Raw genomic sequence first — 20634 nt, forward strand, 5'->3', positions numbered from 1 at the left:
AGAGGCGCGCCCGCTTTCAAGCGCCGCCCACGAATGCAGACACTGTATAAAAAAACAGTGTTTTGTGCAAGCCCGCAATGCAGGCTGCGTTGTACACGAATAACTTCGGAGACAGCCGGCCGGCGCGAACGCCCTGCCGGCCATCGGTCAGCACCATGCGAATTCTCATCGCGGAAGACGACAGCATACTCGCGGACGGCCTCACCCGGTCACTCCGCCAATCGGGCTATGCAGTCGACCACGTGAAGAGCGGCGTCGACGCCGATACGGCGCTGTCGATGCAGACGTTCGACCTGCTGATCCTCGATCTCGGGCTCCCGAAAATGCCCGGGCTCGACGTGCTCAAGCGCCTGCGCGCCCGCAATTCCAACCTCCCCGTACTGATCCTGACCGCCGCCGACAGCGTCGACGAGCGCGTGAAGGGGCTCGACCTCGGCGCCGACGACTACATGGCCAAGCCGTTCGCGCTCAACGAGCTCGAGGCGCGCGTGCGCGCGCTGACCCGGCGCGGTGCGGGCGGCGGCCCGACCGTCGTGCGCCACGGCTCGCTCGCGTTCGACCAGGTCGGCCGCATCGCGTATGCGAACGATCGCGTGCTCGACCTCTCCGCGCGCGAGCTCGGCCTGCTCGAGGTGCTGCTGCAGCGGATAGGCCGGCTCGTGTCGAAGGAGCAGCTCGTCGACCATCTGTGCGAATGGGGCGACGAAGTCAGCAACAACGCGATCGAAGTCTACGTGCACCGGCTGCGCAAGAAGATCGAACCCAGCGGCGTACGGATCTCGACCGTGCGCGGCCTCGGCTACTGCCTCGAGAAGGTCGCGCCCGCTGCGCCGGCCGACACGGCCGCGCCCCAGCCCGCGGTGGCCGGCACGCCGCTGCGCTGAAACCGGGCGTCGCCGCGATGGCCACGCCGGCCCCTACCCGCCACCCGACCGGCGCGCCGTCGTCGGCCGCCGACGAGGCGCGCGACGCGCGCTACGAGAACCCGTTCGCGCCTCCCGACGAAACCGACGCGCCCGAGGCACCGCGCCCGCGCTCGCTGTTCGGCGAGATCCTCGACTGGATGCTCGCACCGCTGCTGCTGCTGTGGCCGATGAGCATCGCCGTCACCTACCTCGTCGCGAAGACGATCGCGAACGGCCCGTTCGATCGCGCGCTCGAGACCAACGCGTACGTGCTCGCGCGGCAGATCCATCCGGTAAACGGCGTCGCCGAGCTGACACTGCCGGAACAGACGCGTGACTTCCTGCGCGCGGACAACGTCGACAGTGTTTACTTCCAGGTACTCGGCACACGCGGCGAGCTGGTCGCGGGCGAAGCCGACATGCCGCTGCCGCGCGACGAGGACCGCCCGCCGCCAGGCGTCGTCATGTTTCGCGACGACCTGCTGCGCGGCAACGACGTGCGCGTCGCGTATACGACGGTCGCGCTGCCGCAATCGGACAGCACGCAGCCCGTGCTCGTGCAGGTCGGCGAAACGCTGGACAAGCGCAACGCGCTCGCGAACGACATCATCAAGGGCGTGATCCTGCCGCAGTTCGTGATCCTGCCGCTCGCGATCCTGCTGGTCTGGTTCGGGCTGTCGCGCGGGCTCGCACCGCTCAACGCGCTGCAGGCGCACATCCGCGCGCGGCGGCCCGACGACCTGTCGCCGGTCGAGGCGCAGCGCGCGCCGCCCGAGATCGAGCCGCTCGTCACGTCGTTCAACGACCTGCTCGCCCGCCTCGAACAGAACATGGCGCTGCAAAAGCGCTTCATCGCCGACGCCGCCCACCAGATGAAGACGCCGCTCGCGGGCCTGCGCACGCAGGCCGAGTTCGCGCTGCGCCACCCCGTCCCGCACGACGTGCAGCGCTCGCTCGAGCAGATCGCGACGAGCTCCGAGCAGGCCGCGCGGCTCGTCACGCAGCTGCTCGCGCTGGCGCGCGCCGAGAACCGCGCGAGCGGGCTGACGTTCGAGCCGGTCGAGATCGCCGCGCTCGCGCGGCGCGCGGTGCGCGACTGGGTGCAGGCCGCGCTCGCGAAACGCATGGATCTCGGCTACGAAGGCCCGCCGGACGACACGCCGCTCGACGTCGACGGCAATCCGGTGATGCTGCGCGAGATGCTCGGCAACCTGATCGACAACGCGATCCGCTACACGCCGGACGGCGGCCGCATCACGGTGCGCGTGCGCGCCGAGCCCGCGGCGCGGTTCGTGCATCTCGAAGTCGAGGACACCGGGCCGGGCATCCCGGCCGCCGAACGCGAGCGCGTCGTCGAGCGCTTCTACCGGATCCTCGGCCGCGAAGGCGACGGCAGCGGCCTCGGGCTCGCGATCGTGCGCGAGATCGCCACGCAGCACGGCGGCACGCTGACGCTCGACGATCACATCTACCAGCAAGCACCGCGCCTCGCGGGCACGCTCGTGCGCGTCAGCCTGCCGCTGACCGAAACCGCCCCGGATTAACCCTGACGCACGCTGCCGCCGCACACCGCGATTGCGTCAAAACCGGCAATTTGCCAGACGTTGCAGGCATGATAAGCACCCGAAGCGGCCGGTTCGGCGCGGGTTAACGCTCAGCCGTTTTGCACGCGCGAGTCAGTCCGCCGTAAGTTTCCGTACCAATAATCGTCGACAGGCCCGCCCACCCAAGGCGGCCGCACACCTATATCAAGGGACTTGGAGACGACTCATGGCAACGTTAGGCGGGCAAATTTCCCACTCGCCGATGACGGGCGAAGAGAAGAAGGTGATCTTCGCGTCGTCGCTCGGCACCGTGTTCGAGTGGTACGACTTTTACCTGGCCGGCTCGCTCGCGGCCTACATCAGCAAGAGCTTCTTCTCCGGCGTCAATCCGACCGCCGCCTTCATCTTCACGCTGCTCGGCTTCGCGGCCGGTTTCGCGGTGCGGCCGTTCGGCGCGATCGTGTTCGGCCGGCTCGGCGACATGGTCGGCCGCAAGCACACGTTCCTCGTGACGATCGTGATCATGGGCATCTCGACGTTCGTGGTCGGCTTCCTGCCGGGCTACGCGTCGATCGGCATTGCCGCGCCCGTGATCTTCATCGCGATGCGGCTGTTGCAGGGTCTCGCGCTCGGCGGCGAGTACGGCGGCGCGGCGACCTACGTCGCCGAGCATGCGCCGGCCAACCGCCGCGGCTTCTACACCGCGTGGATCCAGACGACCGCCACGCTCGGCCTGTTCCTGTCGTTGCTCGTGATCCTTGGCGTGCGCACGTTCATCGGCGAGGAAGCGTTCGGCAGCTGGGGCTGGCGCGTGCCGTTCGTCGCGTCGATCCTGCTGCTCGCGGTGTCGGTGTGGATCCGGATGCAGCTGAACGAATCGCCGGTGTTCCTGCGCATCAAGGCGGAAGGCAAGACGTCGAAGGCGCCGCTGACCGAAGCGTTCGGCCAGTGGAAGAACCTGAAGATCGTGATCCTCGCGCTCGTCGGCCTGACCGCCGGCCAGGCCGTCGTGTGGTACACGGGCCAGTTCTACGCGCTGTTCTTCCTCACGCAGACGCTGAAGGTGGACGGTGCGAGCGCGAACATCCTGATCGCGATCGCGCTGTTGATCGGCACGCCGTTCTTCCTGTTCTTCGGTTCGCTGTCGGACAAGATCGGCCGCAAGCCGATCATCCTCGCGGGCTGCCTGATCGCGGCACTCACCTACTTCCCGCTCTTCAAGGCGCTCACGCACTACGCGAATCCGCAGCTCGAACTCGCGACGCAGAAGGCACCGATCTCCGTCGTCGCCGACCCGGCCACCTGCTCGTTCCAGTTCAACCCGGTGGGCACGTCGAAGTTCACGAACTCGTGCGACATCGCGAAGAGCGCGCTCGCGAAGGCCGGCCTGAACTACGAGAACGTCGCGGCACCGGCCGGCGCGATGGCCGAGATCAAGGTGGGCGACACTGTGATCCCGGCCTACGAGGGCAAGGCGACCGACGCGAAGGCGCAGGGCGCGGCGTTCGACAAGACGCTCGCGTCGACGCTGAAGGCGGCCGGCTATCCGGCCAAGGCGGACCCGGCGCAGCTCAACTGGCCGATGACGATCGTGATCCTGACGATCCTCGTGATCTACGTGACGATGGTCTACGGCCCGATCGCCGCGATGCTGGTCGAGATGTTCCCGACGCGAATCCGCTACACGTCGATGTCGCTGCCCTATCACATCGGCAACGGCTGGTTCGGCGGCTTCCTGCCGGCCACCGCGTTCGCGATCGTCGCGGCGAAGGGCGACATCTACTCGGGCCTCTGGTATCCGATCGTGATCGCGCTCGCCACGTTCGTGATCGGCCTGCTGTTCGTCAAGGAGACGAAGGACTCGAACATCTACGCGCAGGATTGAGGTCGAGGGGCGGGCTAGCGGTTGCTGCCGGACGCGGGTTCCGGTGAACGGCAACCCGCCCCGCCGCGAGGCCGGCACGGGCCGCCGGCACCTTTTTTCACGGAAGATGAAAAAAGGTGTTGACAGCCTGACGGCCAATCTACATAATTCATTTCTTCGGCGAATTAGCTCAGTCGGTTAGAGCGACGGAATCATAATCCGCAGGTCCGGGGTTCGAATCCCTGATTCGCCACCAAATGCGAAAGCCCGGTAGATCTTTGATCTGCCGGGCTTTTCCGCTTTTCATGCCGTGAAATTCTCCTGGGCCGGGCGCCAGCAGCGCGAACGTTTCAGGTATGAGGCGGTTCGGGAAGCGCAGGCACCCGTGAAACACCCCTACTCGTCCGGGCGTTGCTTCAGTACACGGATCTGGTTCAACTCCAGCCCCGCGTACGGCTTCTTCCATCGGTAATACGTCTGTTCGGATATCCCCGGTTACCGATCCCGGTCCGACTCCGGCATGCCCTGCCTCGCCTGCTTGAGCGCTGCCACGATCTCCTCCACCGAGTATTGCTCGCGCTTCGCCGCCAACCTCCCGTTCCTGTCGGGGGAAATTGCCCACGAAACACCAACACTCATTTGTGTCCAGGATTTCCAAAGCAGATCAACTGATTTCTCGCTCCGAATTTCCAGATGATCGCGAAAGCTTGAACAGCAATGCAGTCAATCATTTCTTCAAGATTACGCCAGCCATATACTCATTCAGATCGCGAAAATCCCTAACCGTCCACGTGAATGCGGGCAGCTTTACACCATTTTCTCGCAATGTTTTCGGAATCAGATCTCCGTTTGGACGGAGTATTACGGACGAGACAATGACGCCCGGATAATCGAGCAGGCGCTTCTTGAACGCAGGCGTGGTGAGATCAGGTGTTGGAGGCGTGCTTTTATTAGCCAATGGCCCAGTGCCTTTAATGTCAGCTCCGTGGCACATCGCGCATCTCTTCAAAAAAATCCTCTCCCCATTGATAACATCTGCAAAGGACATGGACGGCGTCAGAAGCAGCATGATCAACGCGACGATGAAATTTCCCTTAGCCTTCATACAGTCCGTGCCCCCGATGGAATCAGCTTGAATCAGCGTTTCGTGCTGCGACAATTACCACGGCAGCCCTCGAATCCTCGATCTCAAGTTCTTGCAGGTGGGTTACCCGTCGGGACGAATACGCGAATCCATGTATGTCCGTTTTTTATAAACCGGCCCGCCTTTTTCGGGCTGAATTTTTGACGGGAAAGGATGTTTTGTCAAATTGGAAAAACCTTGCTGATTCGCAGGCACAATGACGCCGTCCAGCACACGGCCGACGTCACACGATGATCCAGACCACTCCCGACAAGACATGGCGCATCGCCGCCCTCGCACTGGCTGCCGTCGTGCTCTGCTATGCCGGCGCCGGCGCGCCGACGCTTTCCCGCCTGCTCGACCCTGCCGTCATCGGCGAAGGCCTCGCCCTCAAGCCGATCACCTATCACTGGGTCAATCGCGTCGACCGCGCGATCCCCGAGGCCGATCTGTTCGCGAGCCGCTTCTACGTCCTGGTGCTGGCCGCACTCAACGCAATGGCCGCGCTGGTTGCACTTGATGCCCATCGCAGCCGCAAGCGCTTCGCATTCCTGCTCGGCTGGGCCCTCGTCATGCTGATCGTGCTCGTCAACGCGCAGGTCCAGGCGTTCTACAACGTGGGCTGACCGATGAAGCGGCGCATCATGATCGTCATCGCCACGCTGGTCACCCTGATCGGGCTCGTGTCCGTCGCCGGCACGTTCGCCAATCTGTCGACACCCGACCAGTTGCGCCGTCTGCTGAGCTACGACTACATGAGCTTCGCGGACAGCCTCGTCGAACGCGACTTCGGCGATTTCGCCAACAACTTCTACGCCGGCGTGGCGCTGATGCTCGTCGGCGGCACGCTCTTCATCCGAATCGAACGCACACGCACGATCGCCCGCATCGTCACGTCGCTGCTGTTCGCGCTGCTCGCCGTCAGCCTCGTCTACGCGTGCCTGAATCCGCGCATCGGCATACGGCCGTTCTGATCGGGTGCGACTCGCGCGGCCGATCGCGCACGCCGCCCGTGCGACGAGACGCGCGCATCACTTCGACTGAACCGGCTCATAAACGCTGTCGATACGCTGATACGTATAGGAAAACGTCTTGTTCTCCGGATCGTAAAGACGCTGATACGCGTCGCGGCAAGCGCCGTCCAGCTCCACCGGGTAACTCGGTGGCCATGCCGCAACAGGCTGACACCTGAAATCGTCGGCGCCCGCACCGTTCTTTTTGAAACGCAGGATCATCAGGCTTTCCTGAATCTCCTGCGCCGCCTTCTCGTAGTACGGCTTGCGGTTGAAAACGACGCCGGGCGGGAAATAGTCCGATGTGAGGCCTTCGGCCATTTCCGGCTCGGCCACCATCACGGCCGCCTTGCGCAGATACGCCTCGGCCGCAGCGGGATCCGACGCCATCAGGCGCTGCCCCTTGAATTTGTAGGCCACTGCCACCACCGGGAGCTGGCCGGGCGTCGGGTGTTCGCCCCACCACGTGATGATCTGATCGAGACTGCGTGCGAAAAGCTGCTGCAACTCGTCCGATTTGGACTGAGTCACGCGCAACGGCAGCTGACAGTCGACCACGCATTGCGCAACGACCGGCGGATCGCCCGCTTTCCACTGCTTCCAGGTTTCCTCGTCGCGCGCGTTGCGCCGGTGATCGTCGATGGCGCTGGACACCAATGCAACCGGCGCGACGGCGACGATCGCTGCGCCCCACGCAAGATTGCACGCCGTTGAATGGCTGCTGGAAAACACGTTGCTGCATTCGCTCGAACATGCACCGAGCGCCAGCGCACCTGTCAGGCACGCCAGGCGCCGAATGATCTTCATGGACTTCGACATCGTTCCCCCGGTGATCGTGAATCGTTCTTCTGGCCGCAGTCATCCTTGCCGCGGCTCTTCACCCGAGGCGGAAAGCCGCTGCGCGAATTTAGCGAATCGGTCGATCAAAAGATAACTGTCGGGTTTGTCAGGCGGTCAACCGTTCCGGGCAAAATCACCGGGGCGGAAGGTGTGTCGAGGAAGTACGGACGGCGGTCAAACGCGGGATCGTCGAGTCATTGCGACGCGTCGACAGGCACGCGCGGCCGGGCACGACGCGCTTCGCATCCGTACCCGGCGGCATCACCATCGCATCCAGTCGTCGCCTCGATTCGTACACCCATGCCCGCCGGGCGTGTCCGTCGCACGCCATGCGTTACATCACGCGGCCACCGCGCCTCTCTGCAGCTTCGCCGCGTGCGCCTCCACCCGCCCCCGCCAGTTCTCCCCGCCCTCCAGCGACGGCGTCGCCTCGAACACCTCCGCGACCCAGTCGGCGAACACGCGCACCTTCTGCGACAGGTGCCGGTTGTGCGGATAGACGATCGAAATCGGCTTCGGCTTCGGATTGCAGTCCGGCAGCACCTCGACCAGCGAACCGTCGAGCAGGTGCGGCAGCACCATGAACAGCGTCGGCTGGATCATCCCGAACCCTTCGAGCCCGCACGTCACGTAGGCATCCGAATCGTTGACCGTGACGCTGCCGTTCATCCGCACCTCGAACGGCTTGCCGTCGATCATGAACACCCACGGAATCGCACGCGCACCGTGGCTCGAACGAAAATTCACCGCTTGATGGTCGGCGAGATCGGCGATCTCGTGCGGCTCGCCGTGACGCGCCAGGTAATCGGGCGACGCGCAGGTCACGCGCTTCAGCATCCCGATCCGCCGCGCGACCATCGACGAATCCTCGAGCGGCCCGACCCGAATCATGCAGTCGATGCCCTCCTCGACCGGATCCACGTAGCGGTCGGAGAGCCCCAGTTCGAGCGTGATGTCGGGGTAGCGCTGCCGGAAAATCGACAGCGACGGCAGCACGATGCGCCGCCCGAGCGAACTCGGCATGTGGACACGCAACACGCCGCTCGGCTTGCGGTTGCCGGTCTGGAAACTCGCGTCGGCCTCCGCGATCTCCGTGATGATCTTCGTGCAATGCTCGTAGTACGCTGCGCCTTCCGGCGTGAGCGACAGCCTGCGCGTCGTCCGGTGCATCAGGCGCACGCCGAGCAGCGCCTCGAGGTTCTGAATGATGGTCGTCACCGACGCGCGCGGCATCGCGAGCGTGTCGGCCGCGCGTGTGAAGCTGTTCGCGTCGACCACGCGGGTAAAAACTTCCATTGCCTGGATTCGGTCCATGCTGCTCCCCCTTCGAATCGCCAACGAAACAGCATAGAGCGCGCGACGGGCACGGCACAAGCCCCCACCCATTGTTCTCCGATCCTGAATAGTTTCGGCATTTCGGACTGGAAAGCGATCGATTTCCGTTCAGTCTCACCCGGCAACCGTTCCGGCCCCGAGCGCAGCCGCACGCCGTGCATTAGCGCACGAATCGCTCGCGATACCCCTGCGGCGACACGCCCAGCAAACGCACGAAACAGCGCCGCAGCGTCTCCTCCGAGCCGAAGCCGCAACGCGCGGCGATCCGCTTGACGGGCCATGCCGTTTCGCCGAGCAGGCGCTGCGCGGCCTCGACGCGGATCTGCTCGACCGCACGCGCGGGTGTGCGGCCGGTTTCCGCGCGGTAGTGACGCACGAAGCTGCGCTCGCTCATGCTTACGCGCTCGGCCAGCGCGGGCACCGACAGGTCGGCCGTCAGGTGCTCGGCCATCCACGCATGCAGTTCGCCGAACCGGTCGTCGGTGCGCTGCATCGACAGCATCGCGCTGAACTGCGCCTGCCCGCCCGGGCGCTTCAGGAACACGACGAGTTCGCGCGCGACGTCGAGCGCGGCCGCCCGCCCCAGATCCTCCTCGACCAGCGCGAGCGCGAGATCGATGCCGGCCGTCACGCCGGCCGAGGTCCACAGCGCGCCTTCGCGGATGAAGATCGGATCGGATTCGACGCGCACGTTCGGATAGCGCGCCGCGAATTCGTCGCAGCGCGCCCAGTGCGTGACCGCACGCCGCCCGTCGAGCAGGCCGGCCTCGGCGAGCAGGAATGCGCCGGTGCAGACCGATGCCACGCGCCGTGTGCGCGCCGCCTGCTGCCGCACCCAGCGCACCAGCCGCGCATCCCGGGATGCCGCATGCACGCCCTTGCCGCCGGCGACGATCAGCGTATCGGGATGGCGTGCAGCCGAGCGCAGCGACTCGGCCATCACGACGAGGCCCGACGACGTCTCGACGGGCCCCGCCTCGGCCGCGACGACGCGCGGCGCGTACGGCGCCGGCTGGCCGCGCTCCAGCGCGAGCTCGTTGACGGACGCAAACACCTGCAGCGGCCCCGACACGTCGAGCAGCTGTGCACGAGGGAATGCAAGGACCAGGATCGAACGCGGGGCGGCAGACATGGCGATTGGCTGAAAACGTGGGTGATATGGCAATTTCGCCAAACACTACGCGCCTAGAATTCATCTGTCCATCCCGTGCCGGCAACGGTGCGCTCCCCTTCCAACCGGAGTCTTCGCATGACCCTGCATATCGGCCTTCTCGTGTTTCCTGGTGTCCAGCAACTCGACCTCACCGGCCCGCACGATGTGCTCGCGTCGCTGCCCGGCGCAACCGTCCATCTGGTCTGGAAGACGCGCGACACCGTCGCGTCGAGCAGCGGGCTCGCGCTCGCGCCGACCTGCACGTTCGACGATTGCCCGCCGCTCGACGTGATCTGCATTCCGGGCGGCATCGGGATCAACGAGTTGCTGCTCGATGCCGAAACGATCGCCTTCGTGCAGCAGCGCGCGGCCGCCGCGCGCTACGTGACGTCGGTCTGCACGGGTGCGCTGCTGCTCGGCGTAGCCGGCCTGCTGCGGGGGCGGCGCGCGACGACGCACTGGGCGTTCCACGCGCTGCTCGAACCGCTCGGCGCGGTGCCGGTGCGCGAGCGCGTGGTGCGCGACGGCAACCTGATCACGGGCGGCGGCGTCACGGCCGGCATCGACTTCGCATTGACGATCGCCGCGGAACTGGCCGGCGAAGAAGAAGCGCAGGCGATCCAGCTGCAGCTCGAATACGCGCCCGCGCCGCCGTTCGACGCCGGTTCGCCCGACACCGCGCCGGCAACGGTCGTCAAGCGCGTCACCGAACGCTCGGCGGCCGGCTTCGCGAAGCGCAAGGAGATAATCGAACGAGCGCTGCGCGCGATGTCGCTTTGAATGCGGGAACGGGGAAATTGACGGAAAGACAACGCGCATTCGCGCCGGAGAACCCATTGATGAACATCATCCGCAGCGCCACGTTCACCGCGGACCGCGCGTGGGGCGCGCTCGACATCGCGAACCTGAACGGCATCACGGTCCGCCTGCACTGGACCGACCAGCCGTATCGATGGCACGTGAACGACGACGAGGAAGTGTTCGCGGTGCTCGACGGCCGCGTCGAGATGCGTTATCGCGAAGCAGGCGTCGAGCACGCGACGGTGCTCGAAACGGGTGACGTGTTCCACGCGGCGGCCGGCACCGAGCACGTCGCGCACCCGCTCGGCGAAGCACGCATCCTCGTGATCGAAACCGCAGGCAGCGTCTGACGGCCGGTGGCCGTGCGCCGGGGTCGCGCGGACGGCAAGCGCCTCCGCGCGGCGGGTTTCATCCGGTGATCGTCCCCGTGGCCTGCGACGCGATCAGCTTCGGCTGCGGCGTGCACAGGCACTGGCACAGGTCGTGTTCGAGCGCGACGACCTTGCCCATCACGGTCATCGTCCGCTCGCCGCCGTCGGAGACGATCACGCCCGGCGACTTGCAGGCGGCGCAGAATACCGGCGCGCCGAGATAGGCGAGTTCGCGTCCGTCGAACGACGAATTGGCGATCCCGTCGAGCACGACGCCGCCGTGGTCGGTCGTGTCGCCCTTCAGAATGAATTTGCGGCTCATGTGTCGGTTCTTCCCTCGGAAATGCCGTGCAGCGCGGCAGCGCGGCCGCACATGGGCAATCGGAATCCGCCCGTCGATCGCGGGCGTGCCGCGAGCATATCACCGCTCGCGGCCGCCGCCTGCCGATCGCCGCGCCCGTCAGAACTTGTGCCGGATACCGATCCGCGCCTCGAACTGGCGGTCGTTCGCGGACGCGCCGGGGCCGTTGATCGCGGCAACCGCCGCGTGCCCCGTCGAATCAGTGCCCGATGCGCGCTGAAAGACGGCGGTCGCATACACGTCGGTGCGCTTCGACAGGAAATAGTCGAGCCCGGCCGCCACCTGGTGGTAGGTCGCGCCGTCGCGGCCGTCCACGCCGCCGCCGCGCGTGTAGTCGTACGCAATGCCGCCGAACAGATAGGGCGTGAACTGGTAGCGCACGCTGGCCTCGACGTTGTTGAACACCGCGTTGCCGGACACGCCACCGGGGTTCGGCCCGGACGACAGGTCGCCGAGCCCGCGGAACGACGTGTTCGTATACATCGCGCCGAGCGTCACCGCGCCGAACGCGTAGGTGCCGCCCGCCGCCGCGACCTGCAGCGTGCGCGCCGACGCATAGCCGGAATACACGGGCGACAGCATGTTGTTGCCCGGCACGCCGCCGACGACCGGCGCGGGGCTGCCGGTCGTGCCGAAGAACGACACGTTCGGGTTGCGCGCATTCAGATAGCCGGCCGCGACCACGAGCGGCCCGCGCGTGTAGCCGGCCGTCATCGACCACACCTGGTTGCGCGTCGCCGCGCCCGCGATGCCGCCCACACCGTACATGGCCGCGAAACGGAATCCGCCATAGTCGTTGCTGGTGAACTTGATCGCGTTGTTGGTCGAGTTCGCGTTGTTCACGTTGTCGAGATCGCCGGGGTGCGCAACCATGTAGCCGCCGAACAGCGCGGCGGCCTCGAGCGGCCCGAGGAAGTCGACGTTGGTATCGTACTGGCGCCCGAGAGTGACGGTGCCGAACGGCCCCGACAGCCCGACGAACGCCTTCTTGCCGAACATCAGCCCGCCTTGCCCGAGCTTGCCGGTGCTCGGGTCGAAGCCGTTCTCGAGCGTGAAGACAGCCGCCAGCCCGCCGCCGAGATCCTCGACGCCGCGCAGCCCCCAGCGGCTCGCCTGCTGCACGCCGCCGAGCATGCGCCACGCCGGCTTGCCGCTCACGGTGCCGTTCGGGCCGGCGACCGCGAGGTTGCTCGTGTAGGTCAGCCCTTCGTCGATAATGCCGTACAGCGTCACGCTGCTCTGTGCGTGCGCCGCACCCGCGATCAGCGCGACGCCCGCGCCTGCCAACAGCCGTTTTTTCATCGGAAGGTCTCCATTGCGCGGGTCGAATGGCAAAACGCAGGCGCGCGCGTCCCCCGCAGGCGCGCGGCCTGCTCCGGAGCAAACCGGAACGGTCAGGGGTAAATCGGGGAAGACGGCTAGCGCATCGCGTCGGCGACAACCGCCGGCGGGGCCCAGCGGCGGCCGGCCGCGACTTCGTACGCGTGACCGAACTGCAGCACGCCCCAGTCGTCGCGATAGCGGCCGACGATCTGCATGCCGATCGGCAAACCGGTCGCGCCGAAGCCGCACGGCACCGACAGGATCGGCGCCTCGGTCGACGACAGGTACCAGCACACGCGCATCCAGTCGATGTATGACGTGCTCGCGGCCCCCTGCACATGCGCAGGCGAGCGCAGGTCGACGTCGAACGGCATCACCTGTGTCGTCGGCAGCACGTAGAACGCGTAGCGCTGCATGAACGCGCGCATCCGCTCGAACAGCCGCGTCTTGCGCACGAACATCCGGCCGAGATCGGCGGCCGTCAGCGACCGATGCAGCCGGTATTCATCGTGAATCTCGGGCTTCAGCGCCGCACGCTGCGCATCGTCGAACCCGTCGACCAGCGTGCCGATCATCCATGCGCGCTCGATGCGGAACACGTCCTCGGCGTCCGACAGATCGGGATCGTCGAATTCGACTTCGCAGCCGAGCGCCGCGAACACACGCGCCTGCGCATCGACCGCCCGCGCGATCTCCGGATCGACCGGCACGCCGGGCAGGCCGCGCGACATCGCGATGCGCGTGCCGCGGAAGTCGCGTTCGAGCGGCTGCGCGAAGCGCGCGCCCGGTTCCGCGAGTTCGGTCGCGGTCTCGCCGCTCGGCCCGGCGATCGCCGACAGCAGCAACGCGGTATCGGCCACGTCGCGCGCCATCGGCCCGTCGACACCGAGCGTCGTCCAGCCGTTCAGGTCGGGCGCGCGCGGCACGCGGCCCGGCGACGGCCGCAATCCGACGACGTTGTTCCACGCGGCCGGGTTGCGCAGCGAACCGCCCATGTCGCTGCCGCACGCGAGCGGATTCATCCCGCACGCGAGCGCGGCCGCCGCGCCGCCGCTGCTGCCGCCCGCGGAACGCGTCAGGTCCCACGGGTTGCGCGTCGCGCCGAACACGTCGTTGAACGTATGCGACCCGGCGCCGAATTCGGGCGTGTTCGACTTGCCGATCATCAGCGCGCCGGCGCTCGCGCAGCGGCGCACGACGAGCGCGTCATGCAGCGGCACGTGATCGGCGAACAACGGCGAACCGTAGGTCGTGCGCACGCCGCGCGTCGCGGTGAGATCCTTCTGCGACACCGGCAACCCGTGCAGCGGCCCCTGCCATTCGCCGCGCATCCAGCGGGCGTCGATGTCATGCGCACGGGCACGCAGCACGTCGGGATCGACGACGGTCACGAGCGCATTCACGCGCGGGTTGACCGTCGCGATCCGTGCGAGATGCGCATCGAGCAGGTCGCACGCGCTGATCCGCCGTGTCTTCAGCAGGTCGAGCATCGTGCGGGCGGACAGGTCGCACAGGTCGCCGGCCATGACATCGGCGGGCGGGGACGATAGCGAAACGGTGGCGGTCATACGGTTCGTGGCGAAGAGGAAGGAAAGCGGGAAGGAAGGCGGCGGCAGCGGTCACGCATCGTGTTCGCTGCGATCCGATGCGAACGCGAGCGCGACGAGCGACAGCACGCCGCAGACGATCACGTACCACGCGGGCGCCGCCGGATTGCCGGTCGCGCCGATCATCCACGTGACGATGAACTGCGCGAAGCCGCCGAAGATCGACACGCCGCCCGCATACGCGATCGACAGCGCGGTGGCGCGCGTGCTCTTCGGGAACAGCTCGGCGAGGATCACGCCGTTCGCGCCGGCGTTGATCGAGTGCAGCGCGGCGAGCAGCATCACGACCGCGTACATCGTCGCAATCGACGGCACCGCGCGCATCAGCCAGAACCCCGGCAGGATCAGCACGGTCAGCGCGATGCGCGACCACAACGCGACGCGCTTGCTGCCGGTGCGATCCGACAGCCGCCCGCCGATCGGCGCGGCGACGAACATCACGGCGCCGGACAGGATCCCGCACCACAGCGCGGTGTCCATCGGCAGGTGCAGCACCTTGATCGCGTACGTCGACATGTAATACAGCACGATGAAGTGCGCGGCCGTGCCGCCGACCACGAGGCCGAGCGCGGTCAGCACGGCGCCGCCGTCACGCCGCAGCACGGTACCCAGCACCGCCGACGAACGCCGCGCGGCCGCGGCCGGCGCATGCTGCTCGATCGCGCTGAAGCGTGCGCGCAGGTAGAGGCCGATCGGCGCGATCAGCACGCCCAGCAGGAACGGCACGCGCCAGCCCCACGATTCGAGCGACGCGGTATCGAGGAAATACGACAGCAGGAAGCCGACGAACGAACCGGCCAGCGCCGCGGCACCCTGGCTCGCGAACTGCCAGCTCGTGTAGTAGCCGCGTTCGCCGGCCGGCGCGCGCTCGGCGAGCAGCGACGTCGATACGCCGACCTCGCCGCCGGCCGAAAAGCCCTGCAGCAGCCGCGCGGCGACGACCAGCACGGGCGCCGCGATACCGATCTGCGCATAGGTCGGCAGCACGCCGATCATCCCGGTGCCGATCGCCATCGTGACGAGCGTGAGGTTCATCGCGGGCACGCGGCCGAACCGGTCGGCGACGAGCCCGATCACGACACCGCCGATCGGCCGCGCGATGAAGCCGACGCCGAAGGTCGCGACCGACATCAGCAACTGCTGCTGCGCGGAGACCGCGGGAAAGAACAGTTTGCCGAGCAGCACCGCGAAGAAACTGAACACGGTGAGATCGAAGAATTCGAGGCCGTTGCCGATCGTGATCGCGACAATCAGCTGACGATTGGACGGGGATGCGGCAACGTCGCCGACATGCCCGCCGAACATGCTGTCCGCTCGGGGCGCCTTCATGAAGGTATGTCTCCGTACTGGTTATGCGTGTCGTGTGCGCGGCCCGTTCGACGGCCTGCGCATGCAGTCTAGGCATTCAAAATACGCAGCCCGGAGCGACATTTTTCGATCGTGATAACGCACGGTTATCGCATGCTTTCCATGCGGAAACGCGGTGTAGGATACGAACGTCGCCACTGCCGCCGCGCCCCGCCTCGCCGTGAAACACCACCAGCTCCGGGCGCTTGCCGCCATCGCCGAACATGGCAGCCTGCGCGCGGCCGCGCGCGCGATCCACCTGTCGCAGCCCGCGCTGACGAAGGCGATCCGCGAACTCGAACTCGATCTCGGCGTGCCGCTCGTCACGCGCAATGCGCGCGGCGCGCAGCTCACGCGTTTCGGCCAGGCCGTCTATGCACGCGCGCGGCTAATCCTTGCGGAGATGCAGCACGCGCGCGACGACGTAATCCAGCTGTCGGGCGGCAAGGAAGGTGCGCTCGCCTGCGCGCTGACGCCGCTGATGTCGCTCGGCTTCCTGCCGGCCGCGCTCGACGCGTTCCGCCAGCGCATGCCGACGATCCGCCTCGACGTGCGCGAAGGATTTCTCGACACGGCGCTGCCGCGGCTGCGCGACGGCTCGCTCGACTTCGTGATCGCGATCGTCGATGCGACTCGGCTGTCGCCGGAATTCACGTTCCGGCCGCTGCTCGAATCGGAACTGATCCTGATGACGCGCGCGAGCAATCCGCTGCGTCACTGCACGTCGCTCGCGCAGTTGCAGGACGCGCAGTGGATCCTCAACACGTCGCCTGAAAGCATCGGCCGGCTGCTGCAGGACGTGTTCGTCTCGCACGGCTATCCGGCGCCGCAGCCGATCGTCGAATGCACGTCGTTCAGTGCGGCGTTTTCGCTGTCGGTGCACACCGACACCGTGTCGTGCGCGCCGAAGAGCTTTATGGAAGTCGACTGGATTCGCGAGCGGATGGTCGCGATCGACGTGGAGGAAACGATCCCGGCCGTGTCGGTCGGCGTGCTCACGCGCCGCGATGCGCTGAACACGATTGCCTGCGACTACCTGATCCACTGCTTCGTCGAAGCCGTGCGCCGGCACGATCACGCGACGCTGCTATGGCGGTAGCGCCGCCATTCAGACGAACAGCGCGATGCACAGCGCGGCGCCACACAGATAGGTGCCGAGCGCACCGATGAAACGCACGGGATTCGGGCTGGCCATCGTCGGCCATGCGAGCAATCCGACGACGAGCAGGCAGCGGCACGCGGTCGCCGCGACGATCAGCGCCAGGATCGCACGCGACGGATCATGGGCGCCGAAATAGAGAAACAGCACCGCGAGAAACGGTGCGTATTCGGCCGTGTTGCCGTGCGCGCGCACGATCTTGTGCAGCCCGTTCGCCGGGTCGGAGGCGCACCCGGATCCGGTGGTGCACCGAAAGCGTGTGACGGACACGACGAGCCCGAGCCCGAACAGCAGCAGGCCGAGGATGGCCGTGCAAACAAGCGCGACGGGATGGATCGGCATGGGACTCCCGGCAAAAGCGGAAATGCGCCGCACATCCGGCGATCGTACCCGTGGCCGGCTCGCGCGGCTATCACGGAAACCCGCAGCATCGCCGTTCGCCGGACACAATTTTACGGTCGGGTTCCGATCCCAATTGTCGCTCCGCCGCACCGCACGAAACCGGTGCATTGCCCGCCTGCCCGGCCGTCCGGGCCTGCCCGCCGACACGCCCGCCACGCGGATGCCTCGGCACGAAACGCGCAAACGTTGCCCTGCGACGGCATGCACCGCCGCAACGCAACGCGGGTTACAGCGCGTCACAGGCACGCACGTTGCGTCGACGCATCTCGGTAGTCAACGCCCTTGGCAGCCCGCTGCGGAGGACTACACTAATCCTTAATGGGGTGCGGCCGGAGCCCGCGCCTTCAGGGAGACGCCGCCATGAATCGGCCGCTGAATCGTATCCTGCCGCGCGTGACCGGTCCCGCATCGGTCTGGACGTGGGTCAAGTGGTCTTTGCTGGCCGCGCTGCTGATCGCCGTGGCGATCGTCGCGCGACTCGTGCAGAGCGAGATCGAAACGTCCCGGCTGCAGGCGCACTATCTGTCCGAGCTCACCCGCGACGTCGGCTACACGGTCGAGACGGGCCCGAGCGATCACATCCGCTTCCCCGCGAACGGCCCGTACGACCAGCGCCTCGGCTACGCGATGATTCCGGCATTCCAGGAGCGGCTGCTCGCGCGCGGCTTCGTTGTCAGCAAGCAGGCGCGCGATTCGCAGCGGATGCTGTCGCTCGGCGATCGCGGGTTGTTCCTCCCGTTCGAAGAGAAAGACCAGGCGGGCCTGATGCTGTTCGACTCGACCGGCGCGCCGCTGTTCGCGACCGTGTTCCCGCAGCGCGTCTATGCCGACTTCGACACGGTGCCGCGCGTGGTCGCCGATTCGCTGCTGTTCATCGAGGATCGCTACCTGCTCGACGCGAACGAGCCGAACCGCAACCCGGCGATCGACTGGGGGCGCTTCAGCCGCGCGCTCGCCGACCAGGCGCTGCACGTCGTCAACCGCCACCAGGCACGCCCCGGCGGCAGCACGCTCGCCACGCAGATCGAGAAGTTCCGCCATTCGCCCGAGGGCCGCACCGCGACGCCGCCCGAGAAGCTGCGGCAGATCGCGTCCGCGTCGGTGCGCGCGTACCTGAACGGCCCGCAGACGATGCTCGCGCGCCGCACGATCGTCGTGCGCTACCTGAACTCGGTGCCGCTCGCCGCACGGCCGCACATCGGCGAGATCACCGGCATCGGCGACGGTCTCGCCGCGTGGTACGGCCGCGACTTCAACGACGTGAATCGCATCCTGTCCGCGCCGACGACCGGCGACAACGTCGACGAACAGGGCAAGGCGTTCCGCGAGGTGCTGTCGCTGATCATCGCGCAGCGCGCACCGTCGTACTTCCTCAACCGCGGCTATCCGGCCCTGGAGCGGCTGACCGACAGCTACCTGAGGCTGCTGTCGACCGGCGGCGTGATCTCTCCGGCGCTGCGCGACGCCGCGCTTGCCGCGCAGATCGAACGCAGCGCGCCGCCCGCCGCCGCGCACGTGCAATCGTTCGTGTCGCGCAAGGCCGTGACGTCCGCGCGCGCGTCGCTGCTGTCGGCGCTCGGCATCAGCGACCTGTACCAGCTCGACCAGTTCGACCTCCAGGCGACCAGCACGCTCGACAACGGCGTACAGCAGGCCGTCGCCCAACGGCTCGCGCAGGCGTCGACGCGCGACGGCGCGCAGGCAGCCGGCCTGTACGGTTTCGAGATGCTTGCACCGAAGGACGACCCGTCGCACCTCACGTACAGCTTCACGCTGTACGAACACCGCAACGGCGCGAACCTGCTGCGGGTGCAGACCGACAGCGTGAACGAGCCGTTCGACGTCAATCGCGGCGGCCGCATCAACCTCGGCTCGACCGCGAAACTGCGCACGCTGATCACCTACCTGCAGATCGTGTCCGACCTGCATGCGCGCTACGCGAACCTGTCGAACGCGGAGCTTGCGCGCGTGAAGCCCGACCCGATCGACGGGCTGTCGCACTGGGCGCTCGACTACCTGTCGCATACGCGCGACCGCTCGCTGCAGGCGATGCTCGACGCGGCCGTCGAACGCAAGTATTCGGCGAGCCCCGACGTGTTCTACACGGGCGGCGGCGCACAGGTGTTCTCGAACTTCGAGAAGTCGGACAACGGCCGCATCCTGACGCTGCACGCAGCGTTCGAGCACTCGGTCAACCTCGTGTTCGTGCGGCTGATGCGCGACATCGTCCACTACGAGACGCTGCAGGCGGCCGGCCCGTCGTCGTCGTGGCTCGGAGACCCCGAGCAGCGCCAGCATTACCTGCAGCAGTTCGTCGACGGCGAAAGCCAGGTTTACGTGAAACGCTACTACACGCGCTATGCGGGCAAGGCGCCCGACGATGCGCTCGCGCTGATGCTGAAGGACGTGCGCAAGTCGCCGCCGAAGATCGCCACGGTGCTGCGCAGCGTCGCGCCGAACGAATCGCTCGCGTGGTTCGACGCGCAGATGCGCGCGCAACTGAAGGGCACGCCGGCCGCGACGCTCTCCGATGACGACCTCGCGAAGCTCTACGCGAAGTATGCGATCGACCGCTTCAACCTCAACGATCGCGGCTATATCGCGAGCGTGCATCCGCTCGCGCTGTGGACGCTCAACTACCTGCGCGCGCACCCGACGGCGGCGCTTGCCGATGTCCAGCGCGACAGCCGCGATGCGCGTTTCTACACCTACTCGTGGCTGTACAAGACGCGCTACCACGCGACCCAGGACCGCCGCATCCGTCGCATGGTCGAGCTGCGCGCGTACGCGGAAATCACGAAGTCGTGGCGCGCGCTCGGCTACCCGTTCGCGGAAGTCACGCCGTCGTACGCGGCCGCGATCGGCGCATCGGGTGACCAGCCCGACGCGCTCGCGAAACTGATCGGCCTGATCGCGAACGGCGGCCAGAAAGCGCCGACCGAGACGATCACGCGGCTCGACTTCGCGCAGGGCACGCCGTACGAAACGCGCTTCGTGCGCGCGGCCGCGCAGCCGCAGACGATGCTGTCGCCGGAGATCGTCACCGTGGCGCACACGCTGCTGCGCGACGTCGTGCTCAACGGCACCGCGCGCCGCCTCGCGGGCGGCTTCACGCTGCCCGACGGCAAGACGCTCGACGTGTACGGCAAGACCGGGACGGGCGACCAGCGCTTCAACGTCTATGTGCGCGGCGCGCGGCTGATCGAGTCGCGCAAGGTGAACCGCAGCGGCACGTTCGTATTCGTGCTCGGCGACCGGTTCTTCGGGGTCCTGACGGCAACGGCGCACGAACCGTATGCGGCACGCTACGACTTCACGAGCGCGATGGCCGTGCAGTTGCTGAAGTCGATGGCGCCGGCACTCGCGCCGCTGATCGAACGCCCGGCCGGCACCGGCGCGCGCACCGCGGGCGCCGCCCGCCAAGCGGAAACGCCCGCGCCGGGTGCCGCTGCCGCGCAACCGTCCTGACGGCCGCGCGAGCGTTCA

19 protein-coding genes, 1 tRNA gene and 1 pseudogene are annotated in these 20634 nt (G+C 67.0%); 10 read left to right on the top strand and 11 right to left on the bottom strand.

Annotated features, from left to right (window positions below; translation table 11 throughout):
• Nucleotides 1-16: 16 nt before the first annotated feature.
• Nucleotides 17-157 (bottom strand): hypothetical protein, encoded by a 141-nt coding sequence (locus HAV18_RS30230; RefSeq protein ID WP_153488778.1) that lies wholly within the window; start codon nt 155-157, stop codon nt 17-19.
• Between HAV18_RS30230 and HAV18_RS30235 the strand changes: the two genes are divergently transcribed.
• The 4 genes from HAV18_RS30235 to HAV18_RS30250 all read left to right on the top strand — a co-directional run bounded on the left by HAV18_RS30235 (nt 156) and on the right by HAV18_RS30250 (nt 4569).
• The gene (locus HAV18_RS30235) at nt 156-884 is read left to right on the top strand and encodes a response regulator transcription factor (RefSeq protein WP_166963434.1); all 729 of its coding nucleotides are present in this window, start codon (nt 156-158) and stop codon (nt 882-884) included. The genes HAV18_RS30230 and HAV18_RS30235 overlap by 2 nt on opposite strands.
• A 17-nt stretch (nt 885-901) precedes the next feature.
• Nucleotides 902-2449, top strand: coding sequence for a sensor histidine kinase (locus tag HAV18_RS30240; protein WP_166963436.1), 1548 nt, complete (start codon nt 902-904; stop codon nt 2447-2449).
• A gap of 226 nt (nt 2450-2675) precedes the next feature.
• Nucleotides 2676-4334, top strand: coding sequence for an MFS transporter (locus HAV18_RS30245; RefSeq protein WP_166963438.1), 1659 nt, complete (start codon nt 2676-2678; stop codon nt 4332-4334).
• A gap of 158 nt (nt 4335-4492) precedes the next feature.
• Nucleotides 4493-4569: transfer RNA gene (locus HAV18_RS30250), tRNA-Met, on the top strand.
• 143 nt (nt 4570-4712) lie between these two features.
• On the opposite strand, the pseudogene HAV18_RS30255 reads toward HAV18_RS30250, so the two are convergent.
• A pseudogene (locus HAV18_RS30255) lies at nt 4713-4952 on the bottom strand (transposase); the annotation flags it as partial.
• A gap of 88 nt (nt 4953-5040) precedes the next feature.
• Nucleotides 5041-5418 (bottom strand): c-type cytochrome, encoded by a 378-nt coding sequence (locus HAV18_RS30260; protein WP_166963654.1) that lies wholly within the window; start codon nt 5416-5418, stop codon nt 5041-5043.
• A 269-nt stretch (nt 5419-5687) separates the two neighbouring features.
• Here HAV18_RS30260 and HAV18_RS30265 point away from each other — a divergent pair, with 269 nt between their 5' ends.
• The gene (locus HAV18_RS30265) at nt 5688-6062 is read left to right on the top strand and encodes a hypothetical protein (RefSeq protein WP_166963440.1); all 375 of its coding nucleotides are present in this window, start codon (nt 5688-5690) and stop codon (nt 6060-6062) included.
• Between the two features lie 18 nt (nt 6063-6080).
• Nucleotides 6081-6410: a hypothetical protein gene (locus tag HAV18_RS30270; protein ID WP_166963442.1), complete on the top strand. Its 330-nt coding sequence runs from the start codon at nt 6081-6083 to the stop codon at nt 6408-6410.
• Nucleotides 6411-6467: 57 nt separating this feature from the next.
• Here the strand turns inward: HAV18_RS30270 and HAV18_RS30275 are convergent, their stop codons facing one another.
• The 3 genes from HAV18_RS30275 to HAV18_RS30285 form a co-directional block, all read right to left on the bottom strand.
• Complete coding sequence (locus tag HAV18_RS30275) at nt 6468-7256, bottom strand: hypothetical protein (protein ID WP_166963444.1); 789 nt, start codon at nt 7254-7256, stop codon at nt 6468-6470.
• A gap of 372 nt (nt 7257-7628) precedes the next feature.
• A complete protein-coding gene (locus tag HAV18_RS30280; protein ID WP_166963446.1) occupies nt 7629-8603 on the bottom strand; it encodes a LysR family transcriptional regulator in 975 nt (324 codons plus the stop codon).
• Nucleotides 8604-8784: 181 nt separating this feature from the next.
• Nucleotides 8785-9756, bottom strand: a complete 972-nt coding sequence (locus HAV18_RS30285) for a GlxA family transcriptional regulator (RefSeq protein WP_166963448.1) — start codon at nt 9754-9756, stop codon at nt 8785-8787.
• A gap of 117 nt (nt 9757-9873) precedes the next feature.
• On the opposite strand from HAV18_RS30285, the gene HAV18_RS30290 reads away from it, so the two are divergent.
• Both HAV18_RS30290 and HAV18_RS30295 read left to right on the top strand, forming a co-directional pair.
• Nucleotides 9874-10557, top strand: coding sequence for a DJ-1/PfpI family protein (locus tag HAV18_RS30290; RefSeq protein ID WP_166963450.1), 684 nt, complete (start codon nt 9874-9876; stop codon nt 10555-10557).
• A 59-nt stretch (nt 10558-10616) separates the two neighbouring features.
• Nucleotides 10617-10928 (top strand): cupin domain-containing protein, encoded by a 312-nt coding sequence (locus HAV18_RS30295; RefSeq protein WP_166963452.1) that lies wholly within the window; start codon nt 10617-10619, stop codon nt 10926-10928.
• A gap of 58 nt (nt 10929-10986) precedes the next feature.
• On the opposite strand, the gene HAV18_RS30300 is transcribed toward HAV18_RS30295, so the two are convergent.
• From HAV18_RS30300 to HAV18_RS30315, 4 genes are all read right to left on the bottom strand, one after another.
• A complete protein-coding gene (locus tag HAV18_RS30300; RefSeq protein WP_166963454.1) occupies nt 10987-11271 on the bottom strand; it encodes a PAAR domain-containing protein in 285 nt (94 codons plus the stop codon).
• Nucleotides 11272-11409: 138 nt separating this feature from the next.
• Nucleotides 11410-12612, bottom strand: coding sequence for a porin (locus tag HAV18_RS30305; RefSeq protein WP_166963456.1), 1203 nt, complete (start codon nt 12610-12612; stop codon nt 11410-11412).
• A gap of 116 nt (nt 12613-12728) precedes the next feature.
• Nucleotides 12729-14201 (bottom strand): amidase, encoded by a 1473-nt coding sequence (locus HAV18_RS30310; RefSeq protein WP_166963458.1) that lies wholly within the window; start codon nt 14199-14201, stop codon nt 12729-12731.
• A 51-nt stretch (nt 14202-14252) separates the two neighbouring features.
• Complete coding sequence (locus tag HAV18_RS30315; protein ID WP_166963460.1) at nt 14253-15569, bottom strand: MFS transporter; 1317 nt, start codon at nt 15567-15569, stop codon at nt 14253-14255.
• A gap of 199 nt (nt 15570-15768) precedes the next feature.
• On the opposite strand from HAV18_RS30315, the gene HAV18_RS30320 reads away from it, so the two are divergent.
• Nucleotides 15769-16686: a LysR substrate-binding domain-containing protein gene (locus HAV18_RS30320; protein ID WP_166963462.1), complete on the top strand. Its 918-nt coding sequence runs from the start codon at nt 15769-15771 to the stop codon at nt 16684-16686.
• Between the two features lie 9 nt (nt 16687-16695).
• Here HAV18_RS30320 and HAV18_RS30325 read toward each other — a convergent pair whose 3' ends face one another.
• Nucleotides 16696-17088 carry an MAPEG family protein gene (locus HAV18_RS30325; RefSeq protein WP_166963464.1) on the bottom strand — a complete coding sequence of 131 codons (393 nt, stop codon included), beginning with the start codon at nt 17086-17088 and terminating at the stop codon, nt 16696-16698.
• A 420-nt stretch (nt 17089-17508) separates the two neighbouring features.
• On the opposite strand from HAV18_RS30325, the gene HAV18_RS30330 reads away from it, so the two are divergent.
• On the top strand, nt 17509-20616 hold the full coding sequence (locus tag HAV18_RS30330; protein WP_166963466.1) for a transglycosylase domain-containing protein: 3108 nt from the start codon (nt 17509-17511) through the stop codon (nt 20614-20616).
• Nucleotides 20617-20634: the final 18 nt, after the last annotated feature.

The organism is Burkholderia sp. D-99 (assembly GCF_011605345.1).
In the GTDB taxonomy this organism is placed as follows: Bacteria; Pseudomonadota; Gammaproteobacteria; order Burkholderiales; family Burkholderiaceae; genus Burkholderia.

What these genes read in the sequence shown, in the direction of transcription:
- HAV18_RS30235 (WP_166963434.1), top strand. Translation starts at nt 156, where the DNA reads ATGCGAATTCTCATCGCGGAAGACGACAGCATACTCGCGGACGGCCTC.
- HAV18_RS30310 (WP_166963458.1), bottom strand. Translation starts at nt 14,201, where the DNA reads ATGACCGCCACCGTTTCGCTATCGTCCCCGCCCGCCGATGTCATGGCC.
- HAV18_RS30270 (WP_166963442.1), top strand. Translation starts at nt 6,081, where the DNA reads ATGATCGTCATCGCCACGCTGGTCACCCTGATCGGGCTCGTGTCCGTC.
- HAV18_RS30230 (WP_153488778.1), bottom strand. Translation starts at nt 157, where the DNA reads ATGGTGCTGACCGATGGCCGGCAGGGCGTTCGCGCCGGCCGGCTGTCT.
- HAV18_RS30240 (WP_166963436.1), top strand. Translation starts at nt 902, where the DNA reads ATGGCCACGCCGGCCCCTACCCGCCACCCGACCGGCGCGCCGTCGTCG.
- HAV18_RS30290 (WP_166963450.1), top strand. Translation starts at nt 9,874, where the DNA reads ATGACCCTGCATATCGGCCTTCTCGTGTTTCCTGGTGTCCAGCAACTC.
- HAV18_RS30280 (WP_166963446.1), bottom strand. Translation starts at nt 8,603, where the DNA reads ATGGACCGAATCCAGGCAATGGAAGTTTTTACCCGCGTGGTCGACGCG.
- HAV18_RS30325 (WP_166963464.1), bottom strand. Translation starts at nt 17,088, where the DNA reads ATGCCGATCCATCCCGTCGCGCTTGTTTGCACGGCCATCCTCGGCCTG.
- HAV18_RS30300 (WP_166963454.1), bottom strand. Translation starts at nt 11,271, where the DNA reads ATGAGCCGCAAATTCATTCTGAAGGGCGACACGACCGACCACGGCGGC.
- HAV18_RS30315 (WP_166963460.1), bottom strand. Translation starts at nt 15,569, where the DNA reads ATGAAGGCGCCCCGAGCGGACAGCATGTTCGGCGGGCATGTCGGCGAC.
- HAV18_RS30330 (WP_166963466.1), top strand. Translation starts at nt 17,509, where the DNA reads ATGAATCGGCCGCTGAATCGTATCCTGCCGCGCGTGACCGGTCCCGCA.
- HAV18_RS30305 (WP_166963456.1), bottom strand. Translation starts at nt 12,612, where the DNA reads ATGAAAAAACGGCTGTTGGCAGGCGCGGGCGTCGCGCTGATCGCGGGT.
- HAV18_RS30245 (WP_166963438.1), top strand. Translation starts at nt 2,676, where the DNA reads ATGGCAACGTTAGGCGGGCAAATTTCCCACTCGCCGATGACGGGCGAA.
- HAV18_RS30275 (WP_166963444.1), bottom strand. Translation starts at nt 7,256, where the DNA reads ATGAAGATCATTCGGCGCCTGGCGTGCCTGACAGGTGCGCTGGCGCTC.
- HAV18_RS30265 (WP_166963440.1), top strand. Translation starts at nt 5,688, where the DNA reads ATGATCCAGACCACTCCCGACAAGACATGGCGCATCGCCGCCCTCGCA.
- HAV18_RS30260 (WP_166963654.1), bottom strand. Translation starts at nt 5,418, where the DNA reads ATGAAGGCTAAGGGAAATTTCATCGTCGCGTTGATCATGCTGCTTCTG.
- HAV18_RS30295 (WP_166963452.1), top strand. Translation starts at nt 10,617, where the DNA reads ATGAACATCATCCGCAGCGCCACGTTCACCGCGGACCGCGCGTGGGGC.
- HAV18_RS30285 (WP_166963448.1), bottom strand. Translation starts at nt 9,756, where the DNA reads ATGTCTGCCGCCCCGCGTTCGATCCTGGTCCTTGCATTCCCTCGTGCA.